This is a genomic window from Aeromonas sp. S2(2024), from assembly GCF_041402505.1.
Classification (GTDB): domain Bacteria; phylum Pseudomonadota; class Gammaproteobacteria; order Enterobacterales; family Aeromonadaceae; genus Aeromonas; species Aeromonas media.
The window spans coordinates 50,706-76,870 of the sequence record NZ_JBGLRL010000010.1; the positions used below are offsets into that span (position 1 = coordinate 50,706).

Below are 26,165 nucleotides of genomic sequence, written 5' to 3' on the forward strand. Positions count from 1 at the left end.
AGGGACGTGCAACGGCATAAAAGGCTCACTGACCCCGAGATCCTGGCCAAGGGGGATGACTGCACAGGATCCTGTGCGGGATCCCGCGGTTTATGGCATAATCGGCCACCGATGAACACAAGTTCCTGCATGCAGGGGCTTGTGCAGGTAAAATCATCGGCGGTAAGGACTTTTTCCTTTGACTATCCCTTGTTGGACCTATAATATTCGCGCCCTATGCAAAAGGTGAAGTTGCCCGTTAAGGTTGATCCAGTCCGTAATGCCTTGAAGCTACTCGATTATGTCGGGATAGTGGAAAAGTCGCAGATGCCCAGACTGGAAGCATCAACCGAAGGCTTGCGAAGTGATGTGGACGTCACTCTGCAGTTTGGCAAAGATGTCCAGAAGTTGACCGTTATGAAAGGCACTGCCCATGCCAAGGTTGACCTGGTTTGCCAACGTTGTGGAGAGGCTTTCGAGCACCTTTGTGAAGCTAGTTTTATTTACACTCCGCTGTTCGAGAGAACAAACGAGGAAGAGCTGCCGGAAGCTTATGAGCCCATTGAGTTGGACGAAAACGGCGAGATAGATCTTCATCAAATCCTGGAGGATGAACTCATCCTCTCGTTGCCTCAGGTGGCCATGCATCCCATGGATGTCTGCCCGCGAGGAAACATGGAAATGACTTGGGGTGATATCGAGCCTGCTGATGAGCGGCCGAATCCCTTTGCAGTTCTTGAAGAGCTCAAACGTAAGTGAATTTTAGGAGTTAGCCTACCATGGCCGTACAACAGAACCGTAAAACCCGCGCCAAGCGTGGCATGCGTCGTTCCCACGATGCGCTGACCACTGCAGCCCTGGCTGTTGATCAGACCAGTGGCGAAATTCATCGTCGTCACCACGTGACTGCCGATGGTTTCTACCGCGGTAAAAAGGTAATCGCTTAAGGATTGCCTTTGTCTACGCAAACTGTCGCGCTAGACATAATGGGGGGAGATATTGGCCCCTCTGAAACAGTGCCTGCCGCCGTGCAGGCACTGTCTCTTCTGCCTCAACTAAATCTTGTTCTGGTCGGTGACCAACACCTGATCGCCCCTCTGTTGCAGCAACATGGCTTGCTGACTCATCCCCGCGTTCGTCTCGTACATGCATCCCAGGTCGTCGGCATGGGCGAAAAGCCGATCGTGGCGCTGCGTACCCTGAAAGACTCCTCCATGCGGGTTGTGCTCAATCTGGTGAAAGCCGGTGAGGCCGATGCCTGCGTCAGTGCCGGCAATACCGGTGCCCTGATGGCCATGGCCAAATGCGTGCTCAAATCCCTGCCCGGGGTCGACAGGCCTGCCCTCATCAAAGCGCTGCCGACATTGAGTGGAAAACGCACCGTGATGCTGGATCTGGGGGCGAACGTGAGCTGCGATGCCGACACCTTGCTGCAATTTGCGGTGATGGGCTCCGTCGTGGCTGAGCAAGTCGAGGGGATAGCATCCCCCCGGGTGGCGCTGCTCAACGTGGGGGAGGAGGAGATCAAGGGCAATGACCTGGTACGCCACAGTGCCGAGTTGTTGCGCCAGTGTGCTGCGCTCAATTTTGTCGGTTTCATCGAGGGGGACAGGATCTTCAGCGGTGACAGCGACGTCATCGTCTGTGACGGCTTCGTCGGCAACGTGGCGCTCAAGACCGCCGAGGGCGTGGTGAGGATGATGGCCGAACTGGCCGGATATCCTCGCAAAAAACGCAGTTTTCTTGGTCGACTCGCCGGATTTATGTTCAAACGGCGTTTTTCTTACCTGAACCCCGACCAGTATAATGGCGCGAGTCTGTTAGGATTGCGCGGCATTGTGGTAAAAAGCCATGGGCGGGCCGAGCGCCGCGCTCTGTGTCATGCGATTCTGCTGGCCGCACAAGAAGCCAAACACCAACTTCCATTGCAAATTGCAGATCGCCTTGAATCTGTCTTTTCCGACAGGGATTTATAAAACTCTATGCATAGCAAAATTCTGGGTACTGGCAGTTATCTGCCGAGTTCGGTTCGTACCAACGCCGATCTTGAGCAGATGGTTGAAACCAGTGACGAGTGGATCGTGGAACGTACCGGGATCCGTGAACGCCGCATCGCCGGGAGCGACGAGAGCGTCGCGACCCTGTCTCATCAGGCGGCCTTGCGGGCGCTGGATGCTGCGGGTCTGACCGCGGCCGATCTGGACATGATAGTGCTGGCGACCACCAGCGCCGAGAACGCCTTCCCGGCCGCTGCCTGCGAACTGCAGGGGCTGCTCGAAGTACCGGGGATCCCGGCCTTTGACGTGGCGGCGGCCTGCGCCGGTTTCACCTATGCGCTCTCCATTGCCGATCAGTTCGTCAAATCCGGCGCCGCTCGCCACGTCCTGGTGGTCGGTGCCGACGTGCTCTCCCGCATGTGCGATCCGGAAGACCGGGGCACCATCATTCTGTTCGGGGATGGAGCCGGGGCCGTGGTGATCGGCGCGAGCGAGACGCCCGGGATACTGTCTACCCACCTGCATGCTGACGGCCGTTATGGCGAACTGCTCAAGTTGCCGCAGCCTCGCCGTGGCATGCCGGGTGCCGAGCTCGAAGCCTACATGTACATGAAGGGCAACGATGTCTTCAAGGTCGCGGTGACGCGCCTGAGCGAGATCGTGACCGAAACTCTGGCTGCCGCCAATATCGACCCGAGCGAGCTGGACTGGCTGGTCCCGCATCAAGCCAACTTTCGTATCATCAACGCCACCGCCAAGAAACTCGGCATGGGGCTCGACAAGGTGATCCTGACCCTTGACCGCCACGGCAATACCTCCGCCGCCTCCGTGCCCATCGCCTTCGATGAAGGGGTACGTGACGGCCGTATCAAACCGGGCCAGCTAGTATTGCTGGAAGCCTTCGGCGGCGGTTTTGCCTGGGGTTCGGCGCTGGTTCGCCTCTGATACCAAGCGGCGCCGCGCGTCTCGGCGCCCGCTTACCGATTTCGTCTTACCTTAAAGGAATCAATGATGACCCGATTTGCCATTGCCTTCCCGGGACAAGGCTCCCAGAGCGTCGGCATGCTGGCGGAGCTCGCCGAGCAACACGCCGTGATTAAAGAGACCTTCGCCGAGGCGAGCCAGGTGCTGGGCTATGACCTGTTGGCCCTGGTGTTGAATGGTCCCGCCGAGGATCTGAACAAGACCTGGCGCACCCAGCCAGCACTGTTGACAGCATCCGTCGCCCTGTGGCGCTTGTGGCAACAGCAGGGCGGGGCAACCCCCGCCGTCATGGCTGGTCACAGCCTGGGCGAGTATTCCGCCCTGGTGTGCAGCGGCGCCCTGGCGTTTGCCGATGCGGTCAAGCTGGTTGAACTGCGTGGCCTCGCCATGCAGGAAGCCGTGCCGGAAGGCACCGGCGCCATGGCCGCCATCATAGGTCTGGACAACGACTCCATCGCCGCCAACTGCGAGAAAGCGGCGCAAGGGCAGGTGGTCTCTCCGGTCAACTTCAACTCCCCGGGCCAAGTGGTCATCGCCGGTCACAAGGAAGCGGTCGAGCGCGCCAACGTGTTGATGAAAGAGTCCGGTGCCAAGCGTGCCCTGCCGCTGCCGGTCTCGGTGCCGTCCCACTGTGCCCTGATGAAACCTGCAGCCGAAAAACTGGCCGCCGCGCTGGATGGGATCGAGATCAAGGTTCCAACCATCGCCGTCATCAATAATGTCGACGTCTCCTGTGAACAGGATCCGGCCGCCATCAAGCAAGCCTTGGTACGCCAGCTGTTCAGCCCGGTTCGTTGGACCGAGACGGTAGAGCGGATGGCAAACGACGGTATCACCTTCGAGATCGAGATGGGTCCGGGCAAGGTGTTGACCGGGCTGGCCAAGCGCATCGATCCGCGCGTGGAAGGCATTCACGCCAACGATGCCGCCTCGTTCGAGCTGGCGCTGGCCCAAGTCAAATAAACAGGAGCAAGTCATGAGTTTTACCGATAAAGTTGTGCTGGTCACCGGCGCCAGCCGTGGCATAGGCCGTGCGATTGCCGAAACTTTTGCGGCCCGTGGCGCGAAAGTGGTGGGGACCGCGACCAGCGAGAGCGGTGCCGAGGCGATCAGCGCCTATCTGGGCGAGCAGGGCTGTGGCATGGCACTGAACGTGACCAGCCAGGAATCCATCGAAACTGTCTTTGCCGCCATCAAGGAGCGCTTTGGCGACATCGACATCCTGATCAACAACGCCGGTATCACCCGCGATAACCTGTTGATGCGGATGAAAGATGATGAGTGGAATGAGATCATCGACACCAATCTCACCTCCCTGTACCGTCTGAGCAAGCCGGTGTTGCGTGCCATGATGAAGAAGCGCCATGGTCGCATCATCAGCATAGGTTCCGTGGTCGGTACCATGGGCAACGCCGGTCAGGTCAACTATGCTGCCGCCAAGGCCGGTCTGGTGGGCTTTACCAAGTCATTGGCCCGTGAAGTGGCTTCCCGTGGTATCACGGTGAATGCGGTGGCCCCCGGTTTCATCGAAACCGACATGACCAAGGCACTGAATGAAGAACAGCGTGCCGGCATCATGAATCAGGTGCCTGCCGCCCGTTTGGGTGATCCGAAAGAAATTGCTGCCGCTGTGGTATTCTTGGCGTCTGACGACGCTGCCTATATCACCGGCGAAACCCTGCATGTTAATGGCGGGATGTACATGGTGTAATCAATTTGTCGTGAGATCTGTTCAAATTTGCGATAGTACGCCGAAGTTTGGCGAATTTCGTGGTTTGACCAGCGGCAAGTCACTTGCAAACTCACGTCAATTGAATACACTACCCCAACCAGACGCAATAGCGTATTTTTAAAGGAAAATTCAGGTCATGAGCAACATCGAAGAACGCGTAAAGAAAATCATCATCGAACAACTGGGTGTTAAAGAGGAAGACGTCAAGAACGCTGCCTCCTTCGTCGACGACCTGGGCGCTGACTCTTTGGATACCGTTGAACTGGTAATGGCGCTGGAAGAAGAATTCGATACCGAAATTCCTGATGAAGAAGCCGAGAAGATCACCACTGTTCAAGCGGCTATCGACTACATCACCGCTAATCAGGAATAAGTTCCTGTTCTGAAAGAAGCGGCCCAAGGGCCGCTTCTTTTATGTTTACTCCCTTTCAAAATACCTCTCGGAGACTAGCTCAGTGTCAAAACGCAGAGTCGTGGTAACCGGCCTGGGGATGCTTTCCCCTGTGGGCAATACTGCCGAATCCAGCTGGCAAGCCCTGCTCAACGGGCAGAGCGGCATTTCTCTCATCGATCACTTTGATGCCAGCGAGTTTGCGACCCGTTTCGCAGGTCTGGTCAAAGAGTTCGATCCAGAACAATACGGCATCAACCGCAAAGAAGCCCGCAAGATGGATCTCTTCATCCAGTACGGCGTGGCGGCGGGGGTGCAGGCACTGGATGATTCCGGCCTCGTCATCAACGAAGAGAATGCGGAGCGGGTCGGCGTGGCCATCGGCTCCGGCATCGGCGGTCTGGGTCTCATCGAGCAGAACCACAGCAGCCTCGTCAACGGCGGCCCGCGCAAGCTGAGCCCCTTCTTCGTACCGTCCACCATCATCAATATGGTGTCCGGTCATCTCTCCATTATGAAGGGGCTGCAGGGCCCGAACATCGCCGTGACCACGGCGTGCACCACGGGTACCCACGCCATCGGCATGGCCTGCCGGATGATCGCCTACGGTGATGCGGACGTGATGGTCGCCGGCGGCACCGAGAAAGCCTCCACCCCCATGGGGATGGGCGGCTTTGCGGCGGCCAAGGCGCTCTCTACCCGCAACGACGAACCGCAGAAGGCGAGCCGTCCCTGGGACAAGGATCGCGACGGTTTCGTGCTGGGTGATGGCGCCGGGGTACTGGTGCTGGAAGAGTACGAACACGCCAAGGCCCGTGGCGCCAAGATCTATGCCGAGCTGGTTGGCTTTGGCATGAGCGGCGACGCCTACCACATGACGGCGCCTCCCTCTGATGGCAACGGTGGCGCGCGCGCCATGAAAAATGCCATCAAGGATGCCGGCATAGCGCCGGAGGCGATCGGTTACATCAATGCCCACGGCACCTCCACCCCGCTGGGTGATGTGGCCGAGCTGCGTGGCATGAAAGAGGTGTTTGGCGATCATGCCAAGTCCCTGATGATCAGCTCCACCAAATCCATGACCGGCCATCTGCTGGGAGCGGCGGGAGCCATCGAGGCGATCATCACTGTGTTGGCCCTGCGCGATCAGGTGGCACCGCCCACCATCAACCTGGACAACCCGGATGAGGAGTGCGATCTGGATCTGGTGCCCCATGTGGCCAAACCCGGCCAGTTTGAATATGCCCTCTCCAATTCGTTTGGTTTCGGCGGCACCAATGGCTCCCTGATCTTCAAACGCGTATAATTCGCTTTGGGCGAAATGATAAGGCCCGATACGACTGTATCGGGCCTTTTTTATCGGAGGGATCCCCTTGCTGATTAATGGAATACCGACAGAAGCAGTGTCCGCCCGGGATAGAGGGCTGGCATACGGGGACGGCCATTTCACTACCATGCTGGTGAAGCAGGGGCAGGTGATCTGGTGGCCGGCACACCTCGCCAGGTTACAGCATGCCTGCGCCAGACTGGGGTTTGCTGAGCTTCCCTGGGATAGCCTGGCCGCCGAAGTGGCGCAAGTGGCAGCAGGGCAGACGCAGGCTGTCGCCAAGATAGTGCTGACCCGTGGCAGTGGGGGACGGGGCTATGACGGCGCGGGATGGAATACGCCTACCCGCATTGTCTCCCTGGCGCCATACCCGGCCCACTATCTTGACTGGCAGCAAAACGGCATCGCGGCCCTGGTCTGTCAGCAGCAGCTTGGTGATGCTCCCATGCTGGCAGGGCTCAAGACCCTGGGTCGTCTGGAACAAGTTCTGCTCAAAAGCGAACTTGCCGCGCGGGGCGGAGTCGAAGGTATAGTCTTGAACAGCCGTGGATTTCTGGTAGAAGGGGTCAGTGCAAATCTGTTTTGGCGCCGTGGCAAGACGGTGTTCACACCGGATCTAGCCCGCGCCGGGATCGATGGCATCATGCGCAAGCGCGTGATGATGATGCTTAAACAGATGGGTATTGAACTGCGTGTCGTGGAGGCTCCGCTGGAGTCACTGTGGCAGGCTGAAGAAGTCTGGTTGACCAATACCCTGATGGGCATAGTGCCGGTCACCAGCATTGGGGATGTGCACTATCCCAGCCCGGTATTGATCCGCCGTTTACAGGAGCGTTTGGTCATTGAAGTTTAATCGGCTCTACACCCTGCTCGCGGGGGCAGCCCTGACCGTTGCCGTCGCCGGAGGGTATGTGTATTACAAATGGCAAGAGGTGGAGACGCTCACCAACAAGGGGCCGACGCGCCTCTTTACCGTCGAAAAAGGTGCCCATGCGGCGCGCCTGATTGCCGAACTGGGGGAGGGGGAAACCAGCCCCTGGGCGGTGCGGCTCTGGCTGCGTGGCCACCCTGAACTGGTCGCCATCAAGTCTGGTACCTATGAGATCAAGGAAGGGGCCCCACTCAAGGAGACCCTCTCCCTGTTTGCTTCCGGCAAGGAGTTTCATTTCAGCCTGACCTTTGTCGAGGGTTCCCGTTTCGAAGACTGGTTGAAACAGCTCTCGAGCGCTCCTTACCTGGAGCGGCTGACCGTGGAGCAGAGCGAGACTGAGCTGGCGCAAGAGCTTGGCATCGACAACGGCAAGCTGGAGGGCTGGTTCCTGCCGGAAACCTACGCCTACACCACCCATGCCAGCGACATCTCCATCCTGCGCCGTGCCTATCAGGACATGAAAACCTTCTTGCAGGAGAACTGGGAGAAGCGGCAGGCCAATCTGCCCTACAAGACGCCCTATGAGGCGCTCATCATGGCCTCCATCATTGAAAAGGAGACAGGCCAACCGGACGAGCGGGCGCAGATCGCTTCCGTGTTCGTCAATCGGCTGCGCCTTGGTATGAAGCTGCAGACAGATCCCACCGTCATCTACGGGGTGAAGGATCGCTACGATGGCAATATTCGCCGCAGCGATCTCACCGATGTGAACCCCTACAACACCTATGTGATCGATGGCTTGCCGCCGACCCCCATCGCCATGCCGGGCAAGGCTTCCATCGAGGCGGCGCTCAACCCCAAGTCGACCGACTATCTCTATTTCGTCGCCAAGGGGGGCGGGGCCCACTATTTCTCCAAGACCCTCGATGAACACAATCGGGCGGTCCGCGAATACATATTGAAGAAACCCTAATGTCTAAATTTATCGTGATTGAAGGACTGGAAGGGGCAGGGAAGAGCTCCGCGGTAAGCTATGTGACCGACTACCTGCATGCCCACGGCATCGACAGGATTGAGTGCACCCGTGAACCGGGTGGCACCCCCCTGGCGGAGCGGATGCGCGCCATCGTCAAGGAGGTGCACGACGAGCGCCTCACCGTCGAGGCCGAATTGCTGCTGATGTATGCCTCCCGGGTGCAGCTCGTGGAGACCCGGATCAAGCCGGCGCTGGCCGAGGGCATCTGGGTGGTCGGTGATCGCCACGATCTCTCCTCCCAGGCCTATCAGGGGGGCGGTCGCGGCATAAATGCCCAGCTCATTGGCGCCATCAAGCAGGCGGTACTCGGTGACTTCAAGCCGGATTTGACCCTCTACCTCGATATCGATCCCGCCCTCGGTCTGCAACGAGCACGCCATCGCGGTGAGCTCGACAGGATTGAGCTGGAGCAACTCAGTTTCTTTGAGCGCACCCGCGCCCGCTACCTGGAACTCGCGGCCAGGGATGACACCATCCTGGTGATCGATGCGAGTCAGACGCCGGATCGGGTCAAGGCCGCCATCGAGGCTGCACTGGCCGACAACCTGAAAGATGAGTCCCCATGTATCCCTGGCTGATCCCGGACTGGCATGCCCTGAGCCAGACGGCCCAGGCAGGTCGCCTGGGCCACGCCTGGCTGCTGCTCGGGGATCCCGGCCTTGGCAAGGAGCAGCTTGCAGAACGATTGGCGCGCCTGCACCTCTGCCAGCAGCCAGATCGCGGTGAACCCTGCGGTCACTGCCACGCCTGCCAGTTGCTGGACAAGGGCCATCATCCGGATCTCGGCACCATAAGCGCCGACAGCAAGAGCATAGGGGTCGAGGCCATTCGCGAGATCTGCGGCCGCCTGCAGAGCACTTCCCAGCTGGGGCGCGGCAAGGTGGTGGTCATTCCGGACGCGGAGCGGATGACGGAGTCGGCCGCCAACGCCCTGCTGAAAACCCTGGAAGAGCCGGCCGGCGACAGTCTGCTGTTGCTGATCGCATCTCAGGTTTCTCGCCTGCTGCCCACCATCCTCAGCCGTTGTCACAAGCATGTCTGTCAGCTACCGACGGAGGGGGAGACCCTGCGCTGGCTGAGTGAACAGGGTCATCAGGCCACTCAGGCCCAGGTACGGATCTGCCTGGGAGCGCCGCTTCGGGTACTGGGCTATATCGGAGAGCAGCAAGACAGTGCACGCCGGGATCTGTTGGAGAGTTTCGTTTCCCTGTCACAGACGCCGACCCGGGCGGCGAGTGTCTGCTCCCAGCTGGCACAGGAGAGTCAGATCAGGTTGCACTGGTTGCAACTCTTCCTGTGCGATGCTCTCAAGACCCAGGCGGGCTGTGGTCATCACCAGCTGGCGATGCCGGATCTGGCCGCCCTCAGCGAGCAACTGGCACAGCTGCACTCCAGCGAAAGATTGCTGGAGGCGGAGCAGCAGCTCGTCGTCCTGAAAGCGGCCTGCCAGCCGGGCCAGCTCTCCAATCCCACCATCCATCTGATGAACTGGCTCAATCGCTGGTTATGACAAGTTACAAGGTTGTCTATGTTACTCGTTGATTCCCATTGCCATCTCGACCGTCTCAGCTATGGCAGCAAGCAGACCGACATGGCCGATGTCTTGGCCAAGGCCGCGAAACTGGATGTGGGATATTTTCTCTGCGTCAGCGTGACCCAGGCACAGTTCCCGACCATGCTGGCGGCGATCGCCCCTTATCCCCAGGTGTTTGCCTCCTGTGGCGTCCATCCGCTCAATCAGGATCCCGGGGTGGATGCCGCCTTGCTGTTGACGCAGGCGGCGGATGAAAAAGTGGTGGCCATAGGCGAAACCGGGCTCGACTACTTCTATTCGCCGGAAAACAAAGAGGTACAGCAGGCCTCCTTCCGGGAACATATCCGGGTTGCCCGGGCATTGAACAAGCCCCTCATCATCCATACCCGGGATGCCCAGCAAGACACCCTGCAGATCATGCGCGAAGAGGGAGCAGATCAGGTGGGAGGCGTGCTGCACTGTTTCACCGAATCGCTAGAGATGGCCGAGGCCGCCATGGAGATGGGCTTTTACATCTCCATCTCGGGGATAGCCACCTTCAAGAATGCCTCGGCACTGCAGGCCGTGGTCAAGGCATTGCCACTGGAGCGATTGCTGATAGAGACGGACTCTCCTTATCTTGCCCCTGTTCCTCACCGGGGGAGGGAGAACGAGCCTGCCTTCGTACGAGACGTCGCGCAATTTATTGCCGATCTACGGCAGATATCGCTGGCCGAATTGGCAGAGGCCACCAGCCACAATTTCTTTGAGCTATTCAAGCTGGCTAAAAAATAATCCCAAGGAGCCCCGACAGACGGGGCTCTTTATTTAAAATCATCAGCCTGATTACCCACGGCAATATCAACCACCCGCCTCGTTATCTCTCACTACGTATCCGACACGGACCCATCTTCTGGATAACGTTTTCTCCGGATATAGAGTAAGCCAGTTTATTATCTCCGTGAGGTTGGAGGCATTGAATCAATACTCTTTAAGTATCGATAATATTCATTATCGATACTTGATGGATCTGTAAGATCCTGTAAGATCCTCTTAAACTCCATATCGAATCATAGACTTACGTGGCCTACCCAACCATTTCACCACCTGCTCATCAGTCACTGCAGACGGTTTTCGATCCTGAGCTCAATAGCCGGGCGCGGCGTTTCCTGCGCAGCGCAAAAGCGGATTCCACCCTCAATGCCTATCAGGCAGACACTCGTATCTTCGTATTCTGGTGCCAGTTGCATGGGCTGGATCCGCTGCAAACAACCCATCACGACATCATGAACTTTCTGGCGGATCAGGCTGACGGTATATTGGCCGACTGGGTATGGCTGGATAAAGAGGAGGGGAAGGGGGAGCTGCGCAACGGGGAGCCTCGAAAACCGGCCACCCTGGTGCGGCGGCTCGCCGGTATCCGCTATGCCTTCAAGCAGAAGGGCATTCATCCCATGCCGACCGAGCATGCGGAAATAAAGGAGATGATGCGGGGCATAGTGCGCCTTGGGGATAACCGTAAACGCAAGACGGGAGCCCTGACCCTGCAACCCCTGACCCGGGTGCTCGACGAGATAGACACCTCCACCCTGGCGGGGCTACGGGATCACACCTTGCTGCTCTTGATGTTCAGCGGCGCCCTGCGCCGCTCAGAAGCAGCTCGTATCGAGGTGAGCGATCTCGACTTCGTGGGGCAGGGGATCCGGCTTCGGCTCAAGCCGAGCAAGCATCAACTCCATGAAACCGAAATCGCGCTCATTCCCGGCAAGCAGTATTGCCCGGTAACCGCCCTCGGCCGCTGGTTGAAAGCGAGCCGCATAAACCAGGGCCCGCTGTTTCGCCGCATGACCCGCTGGGGGCAGCTCACCGTAGATCCCCTGGGCCCGCAAGGCATCAACCTGATGATCAAGCGGCGAACCGGCCAGGTCATCGACGATCTCTATGTCAGTGGTCATAGTCTGCGCCGAGGTTTCATCACCTCGGCGGTGACCGCGGGCAAGCCTATGAACAAGATCATCGAGGTGACACGGCACAAGGACATGCGTACCCTGCAGGAGTATTTCGACGATGCGCACAAGTTCTCCGATCATGCCCTCGCAGGATTACTGTAAGATAACCGCGCCACGTTGTTTTTTATGTTAAATACCATCTGATTGATTTGATGATATATTTGTCGTACTCCGACGCAGTGCCGGTGAAGGGTCACCATGAAGGGGAAAGAGCCAGGCACAGACGGCGGCTCTCACCCCTGGCAGGGGAGAGTCTCATCCTGCCGAATAGAATGAGAGATAACAAACCAGGAACTCTTAGTTAGCAAGGTCATATGAGCCAGGAAATAAAGATGAATGTGGCGCAAGACAATGCCGAGCGGCAACGCCAACACGTGAAACGCAAGCAGGAAACCCACAGCAGGCTGCAATGCTGGATCAGCAATCGCCATGCCCAGCGGTTGCAAGAACTCGGTCTGCACCTGGAAGACAATCAGGCCTCCCTCATCGAGCAGGCGATCGATCTGCTTTACCAGCACGAGCTGGTGCCCCAGGGGCGACCGGAGAAAGCACTCACGGAGATCAGCGAATAAAAAAAGCCAGGTACGAATTCCTTGTACCTGGCATAGGGGAATTGGCTCCTTGCAGAGCCGTGCGCTAATTGATATGCGGATTGCCTTAAGCTTAGACAAGGTGCGAGGCATTTCAAGAAGTGACTAAAAGTTCAACCAGAGTGTGGGTTTTCCAGACTCGAACAGGTGTCTCAGCATGAACTGGCCACCGGCACCTCACTCATTGAACAGGTTGTTGTCCCGCACCAGCTCACGGGGCAGGGCATTCTTGATGCGGCTCCCCACCCATTTCCCCATACCAAGCGGGTGACCCTGATAACGGACGATCACTTCCCCCGTTCCCGGGGCCAGCTCGGGCCAGACATCCCGTCCCATCATGAATTCACGCCCATTGGCGGCATCCAGCTCGACACACCCCCGGGTAGCCACGCTGCCGTAGGCCAGCGCCCATTCGTGGGTGAGGCGATAACCCTTCTTGAAGGTTTCCGCCAGTTTGATGCCGATGCGATCGAAGCGCAGCTTGCCCTGCACCTGCTCAAAGGCGTGAGGGAAGAGCCAGATCTCGTCATTGCGACCAAACAGCTGACCCCGCGCAGCGACCCCGAAGCTCGCCTCTATCTCCTGCAACATGGGCTCGGCCTCTTTCGCCGGCAGAGGGGAGAAGGGGAACTTGCCGAGCTTGCCCGGCTTGAACATGGTGTTGGGCACTGAGTGGTGCTTGCTGATCCTGGCGACGAAGAAGCCCTCGCTGTCGAAGATTTGGGGCCAGACATGCAGGTAACCCTCGGGGGTGCAGGCTTGCCCGGCACTGGGGAAGAGAGAGGCCAGGGAGTCGACGCTCAGGGCGTCGCCGAACTTGTCTTGCAGCGACTGACAGACCGCCTGGTTCTCCTGCAGGCTCAGGGTGCAGGTGGAGTAGACCAGCACGCCACCGGGTTTGAGGGCGTGGAAGGCGCTCTCCAGCAGCCCTTGCTGCACAGCGGCAATCTCCTCGATGCTTTCGAGACTCCAGTTGCGCAGGGCATCTTCATCCTTGCGCACCGTGCCTTCCCCCGAGCAGGGGGCATCGAGCAGGATGGCATCGAAGGTTTCCGGCAACCACTGGCCAAACACCTTGGCATCGAAATGGGTCATGGCCACATTGGTCACGCCACAGCGCTGGATATTGGCGCTCAGCACCTTGAGCCGGCTGCTGGAAAACTCATTGGCAACCAGCATGCCCTGGTTGTTCATCAGGGCCGCTACCTGGGTGGTCTTTGAGCCGGGCGCCGCCGCCGCATCCAGCAGCATGCCATCGTGCTTTATCCGCTCGCTGGCAAAGAGCGCCGTCACCGGCAGCATGGAGCTCGCCTCCTGGATGTAGAAGAGGCCGCACAGGTGCTCGGCAGTGTTGCCAAGGGGCACGCTCTCGTCGGCCCGGGTCAGCCAGAAGCCGGTTTCGCACCAGGGCACGGGATCCAGCTGCCAGCCCAGTGGCGCCATGCGTGTCACGAAGTCGGGCACGGAGATCTTGAGGGTGTTGACCCGGATGCTGCGCCGCAGCGGCCGCCGACAGCTCGCCACGAACGCATCCATGGAGAGGTGGGTCGGCATGATGTCCGCGATATGACGCAGGAAGTGTTCGGGAAGGTAGGTATTGTCGTGCACAGTGCCGTCTCGCTGACCCAAAAGAGGGGCGACATAGTACCACAGGGGTCGGAATATTCTGAATGGGCGATGGGTAAAACGAACAAGCCCGGCACTGGGCCGGGCTTGGGTCAAAGGGTCAGGGGAGCATCAGGGCTGGATGCGGGGGCTCCACTCCAGCCACTCCTTCTCCGCCTTGCCATGAAGCGGGTAGCTGTGGCCGGCCTTGACGGTCGGCCCCATCTCCCGCTCCGGGGTGTTGAAGGCGATGCCGCCGGTCAGCAGGCTCTGCACGGTTTCCACCTCTATGGTGCCGCCGGTCAGGCCGATGTCTGCCTTGACCCCGGATACGTTCCAGAAGCGGCTGTTGGCGCGCACCAGGTGAGCGTAATTCCTGTCGATGTTCACCTCGATCAGCACCTCGCTGCCATCACGGGCCAGCGCCACACCGCTGACGCTACCCACCACCATCTTGCGAAACAGCAGGGGGCTGCCGACGCTGATGCCGCTCACGGAGGGGCTCTTGAGGGTCAGGGCCAATCCGATGGGGGCGCTCAGACTCAAGGGGAAGTGCTCCTTGCCCGCGCCCTGGCCCGGGCTTGCCTCCACGAAGGCACCCTTGATCAGGGTGTCCAGATGGGAGACGCCCCCCAGCCCGAGCTTGGCCTGCACTAGGGTGTAGCGTGCTCCGCTCTGCAGGAAACGGGCGGCATACTGCCCATCCAGCTCGGCCTTGAAACGCACCTGGCCCAGGGTGGGATCCAGCTCGATCTGCTCCACCTTGCCGATGTCCACACCGCGATAACGGATGGGGCTGCCCACTCCGAGTCCGGGGTTGCTGTCGGCGGTCAGGGTGAGGGTGCGGACCTGGGTACTGGCCTGCGCCTTGCTGTCAAACAGCTGATGGCTGCTGCGGCCGGTGCCGAGCAGGTCAAACTCGATGGCACCCCGCAGCAGGGTGGCGAGGTTGCCCATCTTGACCTGCACGCCGTCGAGCCGGATCTTGCCCTCGATGGCCGCCTTCTTCCAGAACTGGGGCTGCTGCCTGAGCAGGGGCGCATAGACGGCGTCGATCTCCAGGGTGATGGCCACCCCGCGCTCCTCGGCTTTCAACGCCTTGACCTTGCCCGCCTCCAACCCCAGATAGAAGACGGGGGAACCCACGCCAATCCCGTCTGCTTGCTCGGCGTGCAGTGTCCAGCGCTCGGGTTGGGCGTTGCGACTACCGAGCAGGGCCAGTTCCTCGCTCGGATAGAGGCGGTCGATACGATCCCCCCCGGCAGCCTGGACCAGCTTGATCCCACCCGCCAGCCAGGCACTTGCCGGGCTGGTCTCCACCTTGACGCCGCTCAGATCGGCCTGGACCTGCAGAGGGGATGCGCGATAGAAACGGGCCCGTTTCAGCAGATGTTGATAGCGCTCGTTCACCACCAGGCTGACGCTGGCATTGCCACTGGTATCCAGGGTCAGTACCCCCAGCTGGCCTATCTGCAACCCCTTGAACCAGAGCGGGGCACCCTCGTTCAACCCGGCGAGATCGTCCGCCTGCAGGGTGAGCTTGATCCCGCTGATCTGGGCCTGGCTCTCCAGCGTCATGGTCTTGACCTGCTCGCCCGCGACATAATCGAGGCGGATGGCCGGTCCGGTCAGCAGGCGATCCGCGTGCTTGAGCCCGGCCGGGGAGAGGGAGACCGTCTCCCAGACCAGGCGGCTCTTGCCGGTCATGCGAAATGCCTGCTCGGGGTTGATCAGCGCCGTGACGACCCGGCCCTGCTCGGTCAGGCGAATGGGATCAATCCTGCCAATCTCGATCCCTTCATAGAGGATGGGCATGCCATCCTTGACGGGCAGAGAGCCCGCCTGGATGGTGATGCGCTCGCCCCGGGCCGCCTCGGCCAGCCCTTTATAAAGGGTGAAATTGAGCCCCTTTTGCGCGACAGGCGACGCTTTGGGGGAGTCGAACGCAATGCCGCCGCTCAGGATGGAGGTGAGGCTACCTGCCTCCACGCTGACGCCAGCCAGGCTGAAGGAGCCCTTGATGCCGCTGATGTTCCAGAAACGGGTATCCACCTTGACCAGGTGCTCGAAGCGCGGCTCTATCACCAGATCCAGGATCACATTCTGGTTGTCCTCTCCCAGGCGGGTATTGATGACACTGCCGACCTCGATCCCGCGGAAGTAGATCCTGGCTCCGATGCCGACCGAGCCCAAGGAGTCGGCGGTCAGGTGCAGGGTACGCCCCTGGGCCTGATAACCGGGGGGAGGGCCGTCCAGTGCATCAAACTCATCCTCCAGCGGGTTGTTGTCCCGGCCGGGTTGCAGGTTGATGTAGTTGCCGGAGACCAGGGTATCTAAACCGGAGATCTCGGTGAGGGAGGCCTTGGGGCTTACCAGCCAGAAGTCAGAACCCTTGCGAATGAGCGGGCGGGCACGGCTGTCGACCTTGGCGAGCACGGCTATCTTGCGACCGTCCTGAGCCAGCTCCAGTTCCTGAACCACCCCGATGGCCACCCCCTGATAACGCAGTTGGGTCTTGCCCGGCAAGATGCCGTTACCCTGGGCAAAGTTGATGCGAATGAGCTGACCACTGGTTGTCCACTGCTGGTAGATGAACCCCCCTGCCAGCAAGAGGGCGATGAAGGGCAACAGCCAGACTGGAGATAACCAGCGACGTTTCTCAATGACGGGTTCAGCCCCGATCATACCGACTCCTTAAGTTGGCTGTGATGCACAGCACATCCGATACAGAAAAAATGCATTAACGGGCCGCCTTGTCCCATAACAGACGGGTATCTAGCATCCGGGCCGACATCATGGTGAGGATCACCACGCCGGCAAAGGCGGTTGCCCCAGGTCCGGCCCGTACGTTGAGCAAGACCCCGCGGTCCACCAGAGCCACCATCAGCGAGATCACGAACAGATCCAGCATGGACCAGCGACCGATGAAATCGATGATGCGATACATGATGAGCTGACGCTTGCGCCGCACCGGTTTGCTGCGTTGCAACTGCCAGCAGATCCAGCCCAGCCCCAGTATCTTGCCGATGGGGACTATGATGCTCGCGGTCAGCACTATGGTGGCGATGCCCGACATCTTGCTGCGATAGAGCGCCATGATACCGCTGAAAATGGTATCGGACTGCAGTAATCCCTTGTTGTAGAAGTGGGTGATGGGCAGCAGGTTCGCGGGCAGCAACATGAAAGTGGCGAGCGCCAGCAGCCCCCATGACCAGGCGAGCGAATGGGGGATCCGCATCTGCAAAGGGCTGTGGCAGCGGGGGCAACTCATGGCGTTCTGGTAACGCACCAGCAGGCCGCAGGTGTGGCAGCGGCAAAGCCCCAGTTCACGGGCACTGGTCGGGATCATGATCCAGCTCCTGCGAGGCGTTTTGCAGCGGTATCCGCTCCCAATAGGGGGCAGGATCAAAGAGGATCAGCAGCGTCATGTTGAGCAGCATCAAGATTCCCAGGCTGAGCAGGCCACCCCCCAGACGCACGTCGGCGATGTCAATGAGCTTGAACAGGGCGACCATCAGACTGACGATGTAGACCTCCAGCATGGCCCAATGCCGGAACACCTCTACGGCCTTGAGCGTCGGGGCCAGCATGTGCCAGCGCTTGGCAAGGCCGGAGGCGAGCGCAAAGATGCCGAGCAGCAGCCCCACTGGCGCCAGCACGGCGCACCAGAGCACCAGGCTCGCCACCCAGAGTTCGCCCTCCCCAAACAGCATCAGAATGCCTTTGAGCAGGTTGGCATCGGAATTGACACCGGCCAGGCGCAGGTAGAGCAGGGGTTCGAAGAGGGTGGAGGGCAGCAGCAGGAAGCCGGTGATGGTGAGGGCCATCAACTGGGAAGGACGAAAGGCATAGCGCCCATAGAGATGCTGGTGACAGCGAGGACAATGGGCGTGACGACGCATGGGCAACAGCTTGCGTTCGATCAGCAAGTCACACGCCTGGCAGACGATCACGGAGTGGGGATCCGACATACGATTCAACCTGTTGAAGGAATTGATAAAATTTACCCTAAAACGCCTTCGCTGTCTTGCCGGAGCTCCGTCTCTGGCCAAGAAAAGATGGCCCGGCCTGCCAACTCCCAGGGCAATAGAAAGAAACACGGGACAGAGGGCGCGTTGGCGGATCCTGAGTGATATTTGCAACACTGTATATTCATACATATACTTGCAGTCACTATCATGAGGAGGACGCCACTATGGCCGTTGAGATCAAGTATGTTGTCGTGCGTGGGGGAGTGGAGAAGATGACCTTTGCCAGCAAGAAAGAGGCGGATGCCTATGACAAGCTGCTGGATACCGCCGATGAACTGATGACGCTGCTGGCCGGAGCGCCTGTCCAGCTGGCGCCCGAGCAGCAGGAGAGCCTGGCCTTTTACCTGGCCGAGCAGCGGGATCTGCTGCAAAACGTGCTGCGCGGTGGTAAGGGGCAGGGGATCAGCCCCAAGGAAGACAAGGTGGACGCCGAGAAGCCCAAGGGAAAATCCCTCAAGAGTGTGGCCTGACAAGGAAAGGACGGGGCAGGGCATCCAGCCCTGGGCCCCGCACCACAATATTCATGCAGGGCCCATTTCCAGTCACTCTTGTCGCTATTTACCCCTATGAGTTTCCAACAAGAGTGCATATTCATTGAATAAAAACCATGCTCTATCCTGAGCTGTGTCCGCCAGGGAAAGCCTTGAAGACTCATCCCCGGACCATCTGGCATCTCCTGATGCCGATAACCCCATTTATCGGCATCAGGATTGCGCGACACCGGGCCAGCCTCACTCAGCAAGACTCACAAGCACCATCATGAATCATCCGTCACTGCCGCCCGCCATGCCGCTGTTCGACAATCTGCTCCATCTGGAGGCGGGCAATCCCCAGGTCAACCAGTATCTGGCCACTCTCAGCCTGGGCAATGTTCCCGATGCCGGCCTCGTCTATGAGCTGGCTGTCGACTGGCTGCTGGAGCAGCGCCACAGCGAGAACAACTACAAGACCTACCGCAGCGAGCTGACCACCTTCCTGCATTGGTGTTTCTGCGAAGTGGCCATCAGCCCCAAGGATCTCACCAGGCGCATCATGATGCGCTACCTCGACTACTGCCAGGCACCGCCACAGGCGCTGATCGCATACCGAAACGTAGCCCAGTTCGTACTCGACAAGGAGTGGGGAGAGCGGCTGCCCAACCCCTTGTGGCGACCGTTTCTCGGCAAGCGGGAACTGGGCCGCGAGCTGCCATATCGCCTGAGCGAGCAGGCGATGAAAACCAAGCTCGCCATACTGTCGGCCTTCTTTCAATTCCTGATCCAGGAGGAGTACATGGACCTCAATCCTGCACTCTTGCTGCAACGGGTCAAGCGGCCGGACAGCCAGGACGCCGGTGAAGAGGCCCAGTCCTTTACCGAATTGCAGTGGTCCTATGTGATGCAGGCTGCCGAACAGTTGGCAACCGAATGCCCGGCCCAGCATGAACGCAGCCGATTTCTCATCTGCCTCATGTACGCCTGTTATCTGCGTATCTCCGAGGTGGCGGCCAGACCGGGCTTCAGCCCCGTCATGAGCCAGTTTCGCCGCGACAGCAAGACCGGGGTCTGGGGTTATGACATACCGCGCAGCAAGGGTGGCAAACGCCGCACAGTAGCCGTCTCACAAGCTTTGCTGGATGCATTGGCACGCTATCGCACCTTTCTTGGGCTCTCGCCGCTGCCAGCCCCAGGCGAACAGACGCCGCTCTTCGTGCGCCACAAGGCGGCCGCCCATGGCCGTGAGCAAGGCGAGCTCAATGCCAATCTCGGTATCCGCCAACTGCGGGACCTGGTGATGGCGGTCTTCGAGCAAGCAGCCAACCTGGCCGAGCAGGATGGCTTTGCTCAGGATGCCGCCGAGATGCGCACCCTGACGCCACACTCCATCCGCCATACCGGCATTACCCACGACATCAATCTGCATGGCCGGCCGCTGTCACACGTGCAAGCCGACGCCGGACACGACAGCATAGACACCACCTCCAAATACCTGCACACCGGCAACATCGAGCGGCACGAGAGTGCCAACCATAAGCCTCTGAATAGCCTGCATGAATGAGTGCCGGTACGCAGACTGCGCAAAAAGCATCAGTGTATCGGCCAAGTGCCAGATTGCGGGAAAATATGCCTGCCAGTCACCTCTCAACTAAACCGCGCATAATGTCCGGTTTTGTTAAATGCCCATCTGAAACCTGCCGATAAGCCAGCCCACGCAATTTTGCTGGTTTATCAGGTATTTACTTGGATGGAACGAGAGTTGACCAAAAACTTCATTTTTCGCTGGTTCGAGTGCGGTTTATCTGAGGAAGAGACGGCAAATTTATGTTTCGTTTCTGTGAGGCAAGTCACAAAATGGGACAAGGGTAAAGAGATCCCGCCTGTCTGTAAGCGGCTGATGCGGATGGCATCAGGGCGAGAGCTGCCCACCATCTTCAAAGACTGGGAAGGCTGGCGGATGAAGAATGACTGCCTTGTCGCCCCTAACGGTGTGACGTTCGACAGGAGAAGGATAGAGGCATTAGCCGTCATCCATGCAGAACGGTCAGACAAGCAAAAGGAAACCTTCTACTGGAGGAAAAAGCTAGGCATCAACTAGACTGAAGAGGGCGAAAGCCCTCTTTTTGTAATCACAATGAGATACTTGTAACGCATTGATCGTAAATGCATTATCAACTCGTCTGCACATTAGCAACAGTGGGGAGGGTCAATGGGGCTGGAAAAGGCTCATGGACAGCATACAGCTAGCATCTCAGGGCAAATTATCGAAAGCAAACTGATAGGCTCTTTCAATTCTGAGGGATGCAGCATCTGGGTTAACAGCGTCAAATCTCTCATTGGAGGCCTTCAAGACAAGCCCTTCTGCATGCTTATCGACACAAGAGATTACAGAGGGGGTACTGATGATGCCCTTAGTATTGCCAATGATTTCAACCGCTGGCTTAACCACCAGAGACTCATTGCTAAGGCACATGTCATCACATCCCAGGTACTGCATGACATCGCAATAAAGCGAGTACCACAGATAAAACACCAGAAGGCACGAACATTCAGAAACATTGAGGATGCCATGGCTTGGCTGACCGACCAGCTAGATCTAGCCGAGTAGTAGATTCAGACTAAGAGGGGGCGCAGACCCCCTACTTCATACCCGCAGCATAATGTGTCGTGAAAGTTTGACCAGGTACGCCGCTTTGCAGCACAAACCACTAAAGATGTGATCCATGGTGTCATCAGGCTCTGTGCATAGAATTCCCCCCGTATTACTACACGGGGGGGGAGCACGCGCACACCAAGGTGCCCTCAATACCTAAAAATAAACATTGAAAATACTTATTAGATTTGCGTAAGGATTAACTCCTCGGCTTGTTTTACTTGCTCATAAAACTCCCTCTCCTTCTGAGACAGTGCATCTCCTGATAAAAGACGCCTCTCAATATCTAAGATATCAATTTCGGCAGCCCTAACTTGCTCGGCTGTAATATCAATTTTCATTTTGTTCATAACGATTCTCTTGCACTGAATTGGTATAGGGATCATGCCATATAGCTATGTATAAAAAAAGCGCAAAGAGAACCACTGATAGTGTCAACTAACTGATATTCATGCAATTTTTGTCAACTAGCCATAAGTGTGAGGATTCTCCATCCCCAACTCTAAGGCTTGCGAATACTGACTTTTTACAAAAATAAGGAGAAAAAGGAGGTTGGGGGTAAATTCCAAAATGGAATATTTAAACCTATTAAATATGAAAATAAACCATGAAAAGTAACGCAATGGCTCATCCAGTTGGTTTTTGACTTGATGAGCCTCGATAGGCGAAGACCTTAAGAGCAGCTTGTCTGCGACAGGAGGCCCAAGAAGTCACCACACGCGCCCCATAGCCTTCGGCTGGTCGCTCTGACTGGGGGCATTAAAGACGGGTTTAGCAGGGAAGGGGGTGGCCCCAGGTTCAGGGCAAGTTGGGCGTGTTTCGCCGCGAGACGCCTGGAGGCACCATCAGCAGCAGAGGGCGGCTTATAGGGGCTGGCGCCCCTGGGGTTCAGTTGCCAGCCTTGAGACGGGCGGCAGCAGCGCGAGCGCGGCGTTTAGCGCGGCAATGGTGCCGCCATTTAACCTCCAGCGCCATGAGATGCCCCCCAAACAGCCAGAGCAGGGGAGGCAGCGAGAACAGGGCTACCAGGGCAAAGCAAGCCAAACGCTCTTCGGCAGAGTAATCAGGGTTGCTCCCAATCGAGAGCAAGATAGCAATATCAAGAAAAACAGCAACAATACCAATCATATAGACCTCCAGATGAATGCTATTTAACATAAAAAACAGCGTTGCGCGCTTTCAGTTTCGATACCCGGACACCCATATTTTTATGTCCGGTCATCGGTTGGTGCACTTTCGCTATCCCTACCCGCGAAGAGGGCAGCATTTATCCGCTTGCGCAGCGCATCCCCGTCAGGGTCGCAATACACGTCCACAGGCTGCCCCTGGTACTGGATCACCGCATGGCACGCCGTCATGGCCTTTACACCCACGAAATACTGCGGCCACTCCTCGGCATAGATGGCTTGCTCGTCGTCGCCCTTGCGCAGCGCAAAGCAGTATTCGACGTTGTAGACGTCTCGATCACTTTTGGTCAGCACATGGCAGTTGATAATCAGGCGGTATCCAGCGAACGGCCCTACAGCAAGGACGCCATCAGCAGACGCAGCAGGAGCGCCACCAGGACGTACATCAGCAGTGGGCGAAGCACCCACCGCCCCAGGAGCCGGAGCAGTGGCAGAAGCGGGCGCAGAGGCCTTAGCAGGAGCATCAATATATTCAGGCTTGATGAAGCCAAAGAATACACAGAGTCCCCACACCGCCAGAAGAAATAGAATTTTAGGATCTCGCAGCATCGAGCTACCCGCGATTGTATCCGAGACCTTACCGGTTGTAGTCGAGTCATAAAGCTTGAAAACATACTTGGGCACCTTATTGAATGGCTTGGCTTGCAGCACATCAGAAAGCGACGTGCCGGAATTATCGGAGAGGTGGAGCACGGTCTTATAACGGCCACCGATACCCAATATCGCCATATTGGTATGACGAATGGCCGTTTCAGCCGCAGCCCTAATTACCTGGTGCACCTTTTTGATGTTCGGGGTGGTTAATACAAAGTCCCAGTTATGGTGACGGTGCATATCAAATGCCACGTCGATGGTTTCAGGTCGGCCATCTTCCTTGGCCTTATCCGGCCCACCTGGATAATCGAGGCGGTCTAAATCACTCTGGCGCCATGCTGGCGGAAATACCCGCTGCACTTCATCGACCAGGAAGAACGCCCCCTTGGGCGCCCAGTGGTAGAACCGTGCCAGATGATCGCGCCCCTCCTGGGATTCAGTCTCGACATAGAGCACCTCAAAGCCGTCTGGCACATCCTTGCCCAGCACCTCACGGCAGCGCTCAACCGAGAAGCCCCGCACGTTGGTGATGATGTAGCGACCCGCCTTGATGGCCGGGATCACATCGGTATGAATGGCCCCACTGGATTTATAGGAACCAGGAGCGCCATGATGGATTTTAATCGACATGCATCACCACCCGAACATATTCAGCAAGAAGCGCGTCACAAACGCTTGGGTAATAACGGACAGGCCTTTATCAAAATGCAGATAGAGCAAAATATCTCTCACCGAAGCAGGCAGGTTATTAAATGACTGCGAAATTAGATCGCTGAATTGCAGGTTAATCAGGATTTCCCTGGCAACGTCCCAGGAAAACATCAGCATGAACAGTTTAAACTCAACCCATTGAATCGCCAACTTGACCGAAATCCAGGCAGTTACCTGGACAGCAAGATTATATATATCGTTAAACAACCCACCGAACAAATCACCCAACCATTCCATATATCACCTCCTGGCAACGATCATTAACGCGATGAAGTAGAAAATAAACATCATGATAGCCGCCAGGGTTTCCCAATACCCATCGGCCTCTGGACAAACTGAATAGGACTTGCCAAACAGAGAAAACATATCAAAGCATTTAGGTGCCGATGCCGAACCGCTGAATTGGAATTTAAACACCTGGGAAACTTCATCCTTTATCGCCCCGTACTTATCTTTCAACTCGGTTTTCTTGTCATCATACTGTTTATTTATTTTGCCCAGGTCAAAAGCACAGCTATCACCTTCTAGGCACAAATTAGATTCGTATTTTGACTCTGCCACATGCAATGGATTACCCGCTGCACCTGGCATTTTCGAATAATCCATCTCAGAGCCCGTACCCTCACCACCCCCTGCATGCGAATCTCTCAATATGCCCTCAATATCAGACAAATTCTCGGCGATATTCTTTTGCAAGCCAAGCTGTTCACGAGCTATTGTTGTTGACTGATCCCTAAACGCCCCCAACTCTCGATTAACATAGCCTAGAGTATCATTGGTTGAATACGTATTACCTTGAGTAGACGCCCACATCCCCATTGCGCTACCCATCATCGATACAAGGGCCTTGGTATCACCAGATGAACCACCACCACTCGAACCAGCCAAATGCCCGCAATTATAATCAAGGGGTCTAGTTATGCAGAGGGTTAATTCCTGAAGCCAATCCTCAGACCGATTAAGCGTCGAAAGCATCTGATTATTAATTAAGCCCACTTGCTCAGAGCCGATAATTTGAGTATTTAGCGCATCAGTAACCTTTCTCAGGTCTTTACTAAAATCCTTAAATGTGGCGAGCGAAGCCTCACCCTGTTCATAAAACTTAATGGCAGACCAACGAATATCCTCGTCAATCTGTTTTAACGCTCTTGTAGTAGCCTCTTGATATTGACCACCAACGCCAATAGGGCTTACCTGATTTTTAAACGGGTAATAATACGGAGCACCACCATCACCACCTGTCCCACCGTCGCCACCAGTGCCGCCATCACCACCCGTACCACCACCCAAAGAGCATTCGCTCCCCGTCGTCTCGATAGGCCCCTTGGTGCCTTCATTAGGAAACTCAACGCAGACACCAGGACACGCCACCTGACAGCCGCCCAGAGCGGATGACTCCCATTTGACGCAATAGGGCAGCGCGGTACTAATCGGCACGTTGGACAGCTTAAGGCCAGCCGGACAACTCGCAAACGCCCCCAGCGGCACCAGGAACAGCAAATAAAGGACTCTCACACGACCCCCAATAAAAAAGGCGACCGAAGCCGCCTTATGTCATATCGAAAACGATGATCTGTAGCCTTCGACAAAGAACAGAAACCACAGTGTCCCGATGAGCAGGGACATGGCTTAGGCTTTACGCATCAGGCCAATCAGGATGCCGACACCGACGACCGTGGCCACGACCATCATGACCTTGGGCGCGGTGATCGTGACGTCAGACTGGGCCGAATCCAGGGCCGCACCCGCAGCGGCAGCGATGCCACCCGTTTCAGCATTGGCACCAGCGGCAACCAGGGAACCCACCAGAGCGATGGAGCCATTACGGAAATAGTTACGCATATTTTTATCCTCTCTTTGCACCTACGATGATTCGGGCAATTGCGCCCAGTTTTAAACCCAAAGCCCAGATAACAATCCCTGAACTAAAGGCAATTCCGATTTGTGTTACATCCAACTGAAACCAGTTGGATATATCTGTTAATTTGGTGTGCTCCTGGACAGTCAGGAGCACATATTTACAGGCATCCCCCTCGGCAAGGCGGGTATATCCCTCAGAGGTAATATCTAGACAAAGCATTATCGCGCCCTCGTCGTCGCTCGCTGCGCGCTCTCGCTCCTCCTCCTCGTTGCGCGGTGGTTACAGCGGCTTTTTAGTGGGCTGGAAACCAACAACAACGTTACGGGTCGGATTCTGGGGATCGGCTTCCAGGACAAGATCCACAGCCACCAATTTCGGACAGTCGGCCAGCTCTTTAATCGTAGCGGCATCATTGCGCAGGGCCAATTGGCGTACCTCATAGCCCCAGGAGGTGATATTGCACTCCGGCTTGTTGACGTTATTTGCCAGTGCCAGGTATTCCACCTGAGCGAAGTCATAAGGCACCGGAGCACCAGATTTGCGGGAAACACCATAGCCATGGGTCACGCGAGTGACCAGAACACCGGACAGAATAGACATAGTTATTACCTCGTTGAA

30 protein-coding genes are annotated in these 26,165 nt (G+C 57.3%); 19 read left to right on the plus strand and 11 right to left on the minus strand.

What is annotated here, in order from left to right:
- The first annotated feature begins 216 nt into the window (after positions 1–216).
- The 15 genes from yceD to ACB039_RS12195 all read left to right on the plus strand — a co-directional run bounded on the left by yceD (position 217) and on the right by ACB039_RS12195 (position 12,411).
- Entirely contained in the window at positions 217–738 is a 522-nt protein-coding gene (yceD, locus tag ACB039_RS12125; RefSeq protein ID WP_025326977.1) for a 23S rRNA accumulation protein YceD, read from the plus strand.
- A 20-nt stretch (positions 739–758) separates the two neighbouring features.
- Entirely contained in the window at positions 759–926 is a 168-nt protein-coding gene (rpmF, locus tag ACB039_RS12130; RefSeq protein WP_371165757.1) for a 50S ribosomal protein L32, read from the plus strand.
- Positions 927–935: 9 nt separating this feature from the next.
- Positions 936–1,955, plus strand: a complete 1,020-nt coding sequence (gene plsX / locus ACB039_RS12135) for a phosphate acyltransferase PlsX (protein WP_041205769.1) — start codon at positions 936–938, stop codon at positions 1,953–1,955.
- 6 nt (positions 1,956–1,961) lie between these two features.
- Entirely contained in the window at positions 1,962–2,921 is a 960-nt protein-coding gene (locus ACB039_RS12140) for a beta-ketoacyl-ACP synthase III (RefSeq protein ID WP_005329561.1), read from the plus strand.
- Positions 2,922–2,987: 66 nt separating this feature from the next.
- A complete protein-coding gene (gene fabD, locus ACB039_RS12145) occupies positions 2,988–3,923 on the plus strand; it encodes an ACP S-malonyltransferase (RefSeq protein ID WP_041205773.1) in 936 nt (311 codons plus the stop codon).
- Positions 3,924–3,936: 13 nt separating this feature from the next.
- Positions 3,937–4,671: a 3-oxoacyl-ACP reductase FabG gene (fabG, locus tag ACB039_RS12150; protein WP_025326981.1), complete on the plus strand. Its 735-nt coding sequence runs from the start codon at positions 3,937–3,939 to the stop codon at positions 4,669–4,671.
- Positions 4,672–4,828: 157 nt separating this feature from the next.
- A complete protein-coding gene (gene acpP / locus ACB039_RS12155) occupies positions 4,829–5,065 on the plus strand; it encodes an acyl carrier protein (protein WP_005300909.1) in 237 nt (78 codons plus the stop codon).
- Between the two features lie 82 nt (positions 5,066–5,147).
- Positions 5,148–6,389: a beta-ketoacyl-ACP synthase II gene (gene fabF, locus ACB039_RS12160; RefSeq protein ID WP_371165758.1), complete on the plus strand. Its 1,242-nt coding sequence runs from the start codon at positions 5,148–5,150 to the stop codon at positions 6,387–6,389.
- A 67-nt stretch (positions 6,390–6,456) separates the two neighbouring features.
- Positions 6,457–7,263: an aminodeoxychorismate lyase gene (pabC, locus tag ACB039_RS12165; RefSeq protein ID WP_371165759.1), complete on the plus strand. Its 807-nt coding sequence runs from the start codon at positions 6,457–6,459 to the stop codon at positions 7,261–7,263.
- Positions 7,253–8,254, plus strand: coding sequence for an endolytic transglycosylase MltG (mltG, locus tag ACB039_RS12170; protein ID WP_005329567.1), 1,002 nt, complete (start codon positions 7,253–7,255; stop codon positions 8,252–8,254). The genes pabC and mltG overlap by 11 nt, the downstream gene beginning before the upstream one ends.
- Positions 8,254–8,895 carry a dTMP kinase gene (tmk, locus tag ACB039_RS12175; protein WP_041205780.1) on the plus strand — a complete coding sequence of 214 codons (642 nt, stop codon included), beginning with the start codon at positions 8,254–8,256 and terminating at the stop codon, positions 8,893–8,895. The genes mltG and tmk overlap by 1 nt, the downstream gene beginning before the upstream one ends.
- A complete protein-coding gene (holB, locus tag ACB039_RS12180; protein WP_005329570.1) occupies positions 8,880–9,827 on the plus strand; it encodes a DNA polymerase III subunit delta' in 948 nt (315 codons plus the stop codon). Before tmk ends, holB begins: the two co-directional genes overlap by 16 nt.
- Before the next feature lie 18 nt (positions 9,828–9,845).
- Positions 9,846–10,625 (plus strand): TatD family hydrolase, encoded by a 780-nt coding sequence (locus tag ACB039_RS12185; protein ID WP_371165760.1) that lies wholly within the window; start codon positions 9,846–9,848, stop codon positions 10,623–10,625.
- A gap of 287 nt (positions 10,626–10,912) precedes the next feature.
- Positions 10,913–11,941 (plus strand): site-specific integrase, encoded by a 1,029-nt coding sequence (locus ACB039_RS12190; RefSeq protein ID WP_371165761.1) that lies wholly within the window; start codon positions 10,913–10,915, stop codon positions 11,939–11,941.
- Positions 11,942–12,153: 212 nt separating this feature from the next.
- Entirely contained in the window at positions 12,154–12,411 is a 258-nt protein-coding gene (locus ACB039_RS12195; protein WP_139751745.1) for a RepB family protein, read from the plus strand.
- Positions 12,412–12,606: 195 nt separating this feature from the next.
- Here the strand turns inward: ACB039_RS12195 and rsmF are convergent, their stop codons facing one another.
- From rsmF to ACB039_RS12215, 4 genes are all read right to left on the minus strand, one after another.
- Complete coding sequence (rsmF, locus tag ACB039_RS12200) at positions 12,607–14,037, minus strand: 16S rRNA (cytosine(1407)-C(5))-methyltransferase RsmF (protein ID WP_139751744.1); 1,431 nt, start codon at positions 14,035–14,037, stop codon at positions 12,607–12,609.
- A 129-nt stretch (positions 14,038–14,166) separates the two neighbouring features.
- Positions 14,167–16,719, minus strand: coding sequence for an MlaD family protein (locus ACB039_RS12205; RefSeq protein WP_371165762.1), 2,553 nt, complete (start codon positions 16,717–16,719; stop codon positions 14,167–14,169).
- 55 nt (positions 16,720–16,774) lie between these two features.
- Positions 16,775–17,383, minus strand: coding sequence for a paraquat-inducible protein A (locus tag ACB039_RS12210; RefSeq protein ID WP_139750696.1), 609 nt, complete (start codon positions 17,381–17,383; stop codon positions 16,775–16,777).
- Positions 17,361–18,005, minus strand: a complete 645-nt coding sequence (locus tag ACB039_RS12215; protein WP_371165763.1) for a paraquat-inducible protein A — start codon at positions 18,003–18,005, stop codon at positions 17,361–17,363. The genes ACB039_RS12210 and ACB039_RS12215 overlap by 23 nt, the downstream gene beginning before the upstream one ends.
- Before the next feature lie 224 nt (positions 18,006–18,229).
- Between ACB039_RS12215 and ACB039_RS12220 the strand changes: the two genes are divergently transcribed.
- The 4 genes from ACB039_RS12220 (at position 18,230) to ACB039_RS12235 (ending at position 21,149) form a co-directional block, all read left to right on the plus strand.
- On the plus strand, positions 18,230–18,535 hold the full coding sequence (locus tag ACB039_RS12220; protein ID WP_139750698.1) for a YebG family protein: 306 nt from the start codon (positions 18,230–18,232) through the stop codon (positions 18,533–18,535).
- Between the two features lie 316 nt (positions 18,536–18,851).
- Complete coding sequence (locus ACB039_RS12225; protein ID WP_197069610.1) at positions 18,852–20,102, plus strand: site-specific integrase; 1,251 nt, start codon at positions 18,852–18,854, stop codon at positions 20,100–20,102.
- 186 nt (positions 20,103–20,288) lie between these two features.
- Positions 20,289–20,639, plus strand: coding sequence for a DUF3653 domain-containing protein (locus ACB039_RS12230; RefSeq protein ID WP_371165764.1), 351 nt, complete (start codon positions 20,289–20,291; stop codon positions 20,637–20,639).
- 111 nt (positions 20,640–20,750) lie between these two features.
- Positions 20,751–21,149, plus strand: coding sequence for a hypothetical protein (locus ACB039_RS12235; RefSeq protein ID WP_371165765.1), 399 nt, complete (start codon positions 20,751–20,753; stop codon positions 21,147–21,149).
- A 227-nt stretch (positions 21,150–21,376) separates the two neighbouring features.
- Here the strand turns inward: ACB039_RS12235 and ACB039_RS12240 are convergent, their stop codons facing one another.
- From ACB039_RS12240 to ACB039_RS12270, 7 genes are all read right to left on the minus strand, one after another.
- Positions 21,377–21,544, minus strand: a complete 168-nt coding sequence (locus ACB039_RS12240) for a hypothetical protein (RefSeq protein ID WP_371165766.1) — start codon at positions 21,542–21,544, stop codon at positions 21,377–21,379.
- Positions 21,545–22,082: 538 nt separating this feature from the next.
- Positions 22,083–22,352: a hypothetical protein gene (locus tag ACB039_RS12245; protein WP_371165767.1), complete on the minus strand. Its 270-nt coding sequence runs from the start codon at positions 22,350–22,352 to the stop codon at positions 22,083–22,085.
- A gap of 50 nt (positions 22,353–22,402) precedes the next feature.
- Entirely contained in the window at positions 22,403–23,605 is a 1,203-nt protein-coding gene (locus tag ACB039_RS12250) for a zonular occludens toxin family protein (RefSeq protein WP_371165768.1), read from the minus strand.
- A 3-nt stretch (positions 23,606–23,608) separates the two neighbouring features.
- Positions 23,609–23,923, minus strand: a complete 315-nt coding sequence (locus ACB039_RS12255) for a DUF2523 family protein (RefSeq protein WP_111896847.1) — start codon at positions 23,921–23,923, stop codon at positions 23,609–23,611.
- A gap of 3 nt (positions 23,924–23,926) precedes the next feature.
- On the minus strand, positions 23,927–25,123 hold the full coding sequence (locus ACB039_RS12260; RefSeq protein ID WP_371165769.1) for a hypothetical protein: 1,197 nt from the start codon (positions 25,121–25,123) through the stop codon (positions 23,927–23,929).
- A gap of 192 nt (positions 25,124–25,315) precedes the next feature.
- Positions 25,316–25,528, minus strand: a complete 213-nt coding sequence (locus tag ACB039_RS12265; protein ID WP_371165770.1) for a Flexible pilin — start codon at positions 25,526–25,528, stop codon at positions 25,316–25,318.
- A gap of 298 nt (positions 25,529–25,826) precedes the next feature.
- Positions 25,827–26,147, minus strand: coding sequence for a hypothetical protein (locus tag ACB039_RS12270; protein ID WP_223949935.1), 321 nt, complete (start codon positions 26,145–26,147; stop codon positions 25,827–25,829).
- Positions 26,148–26,165: the final 18 nt, after the last annotated feature.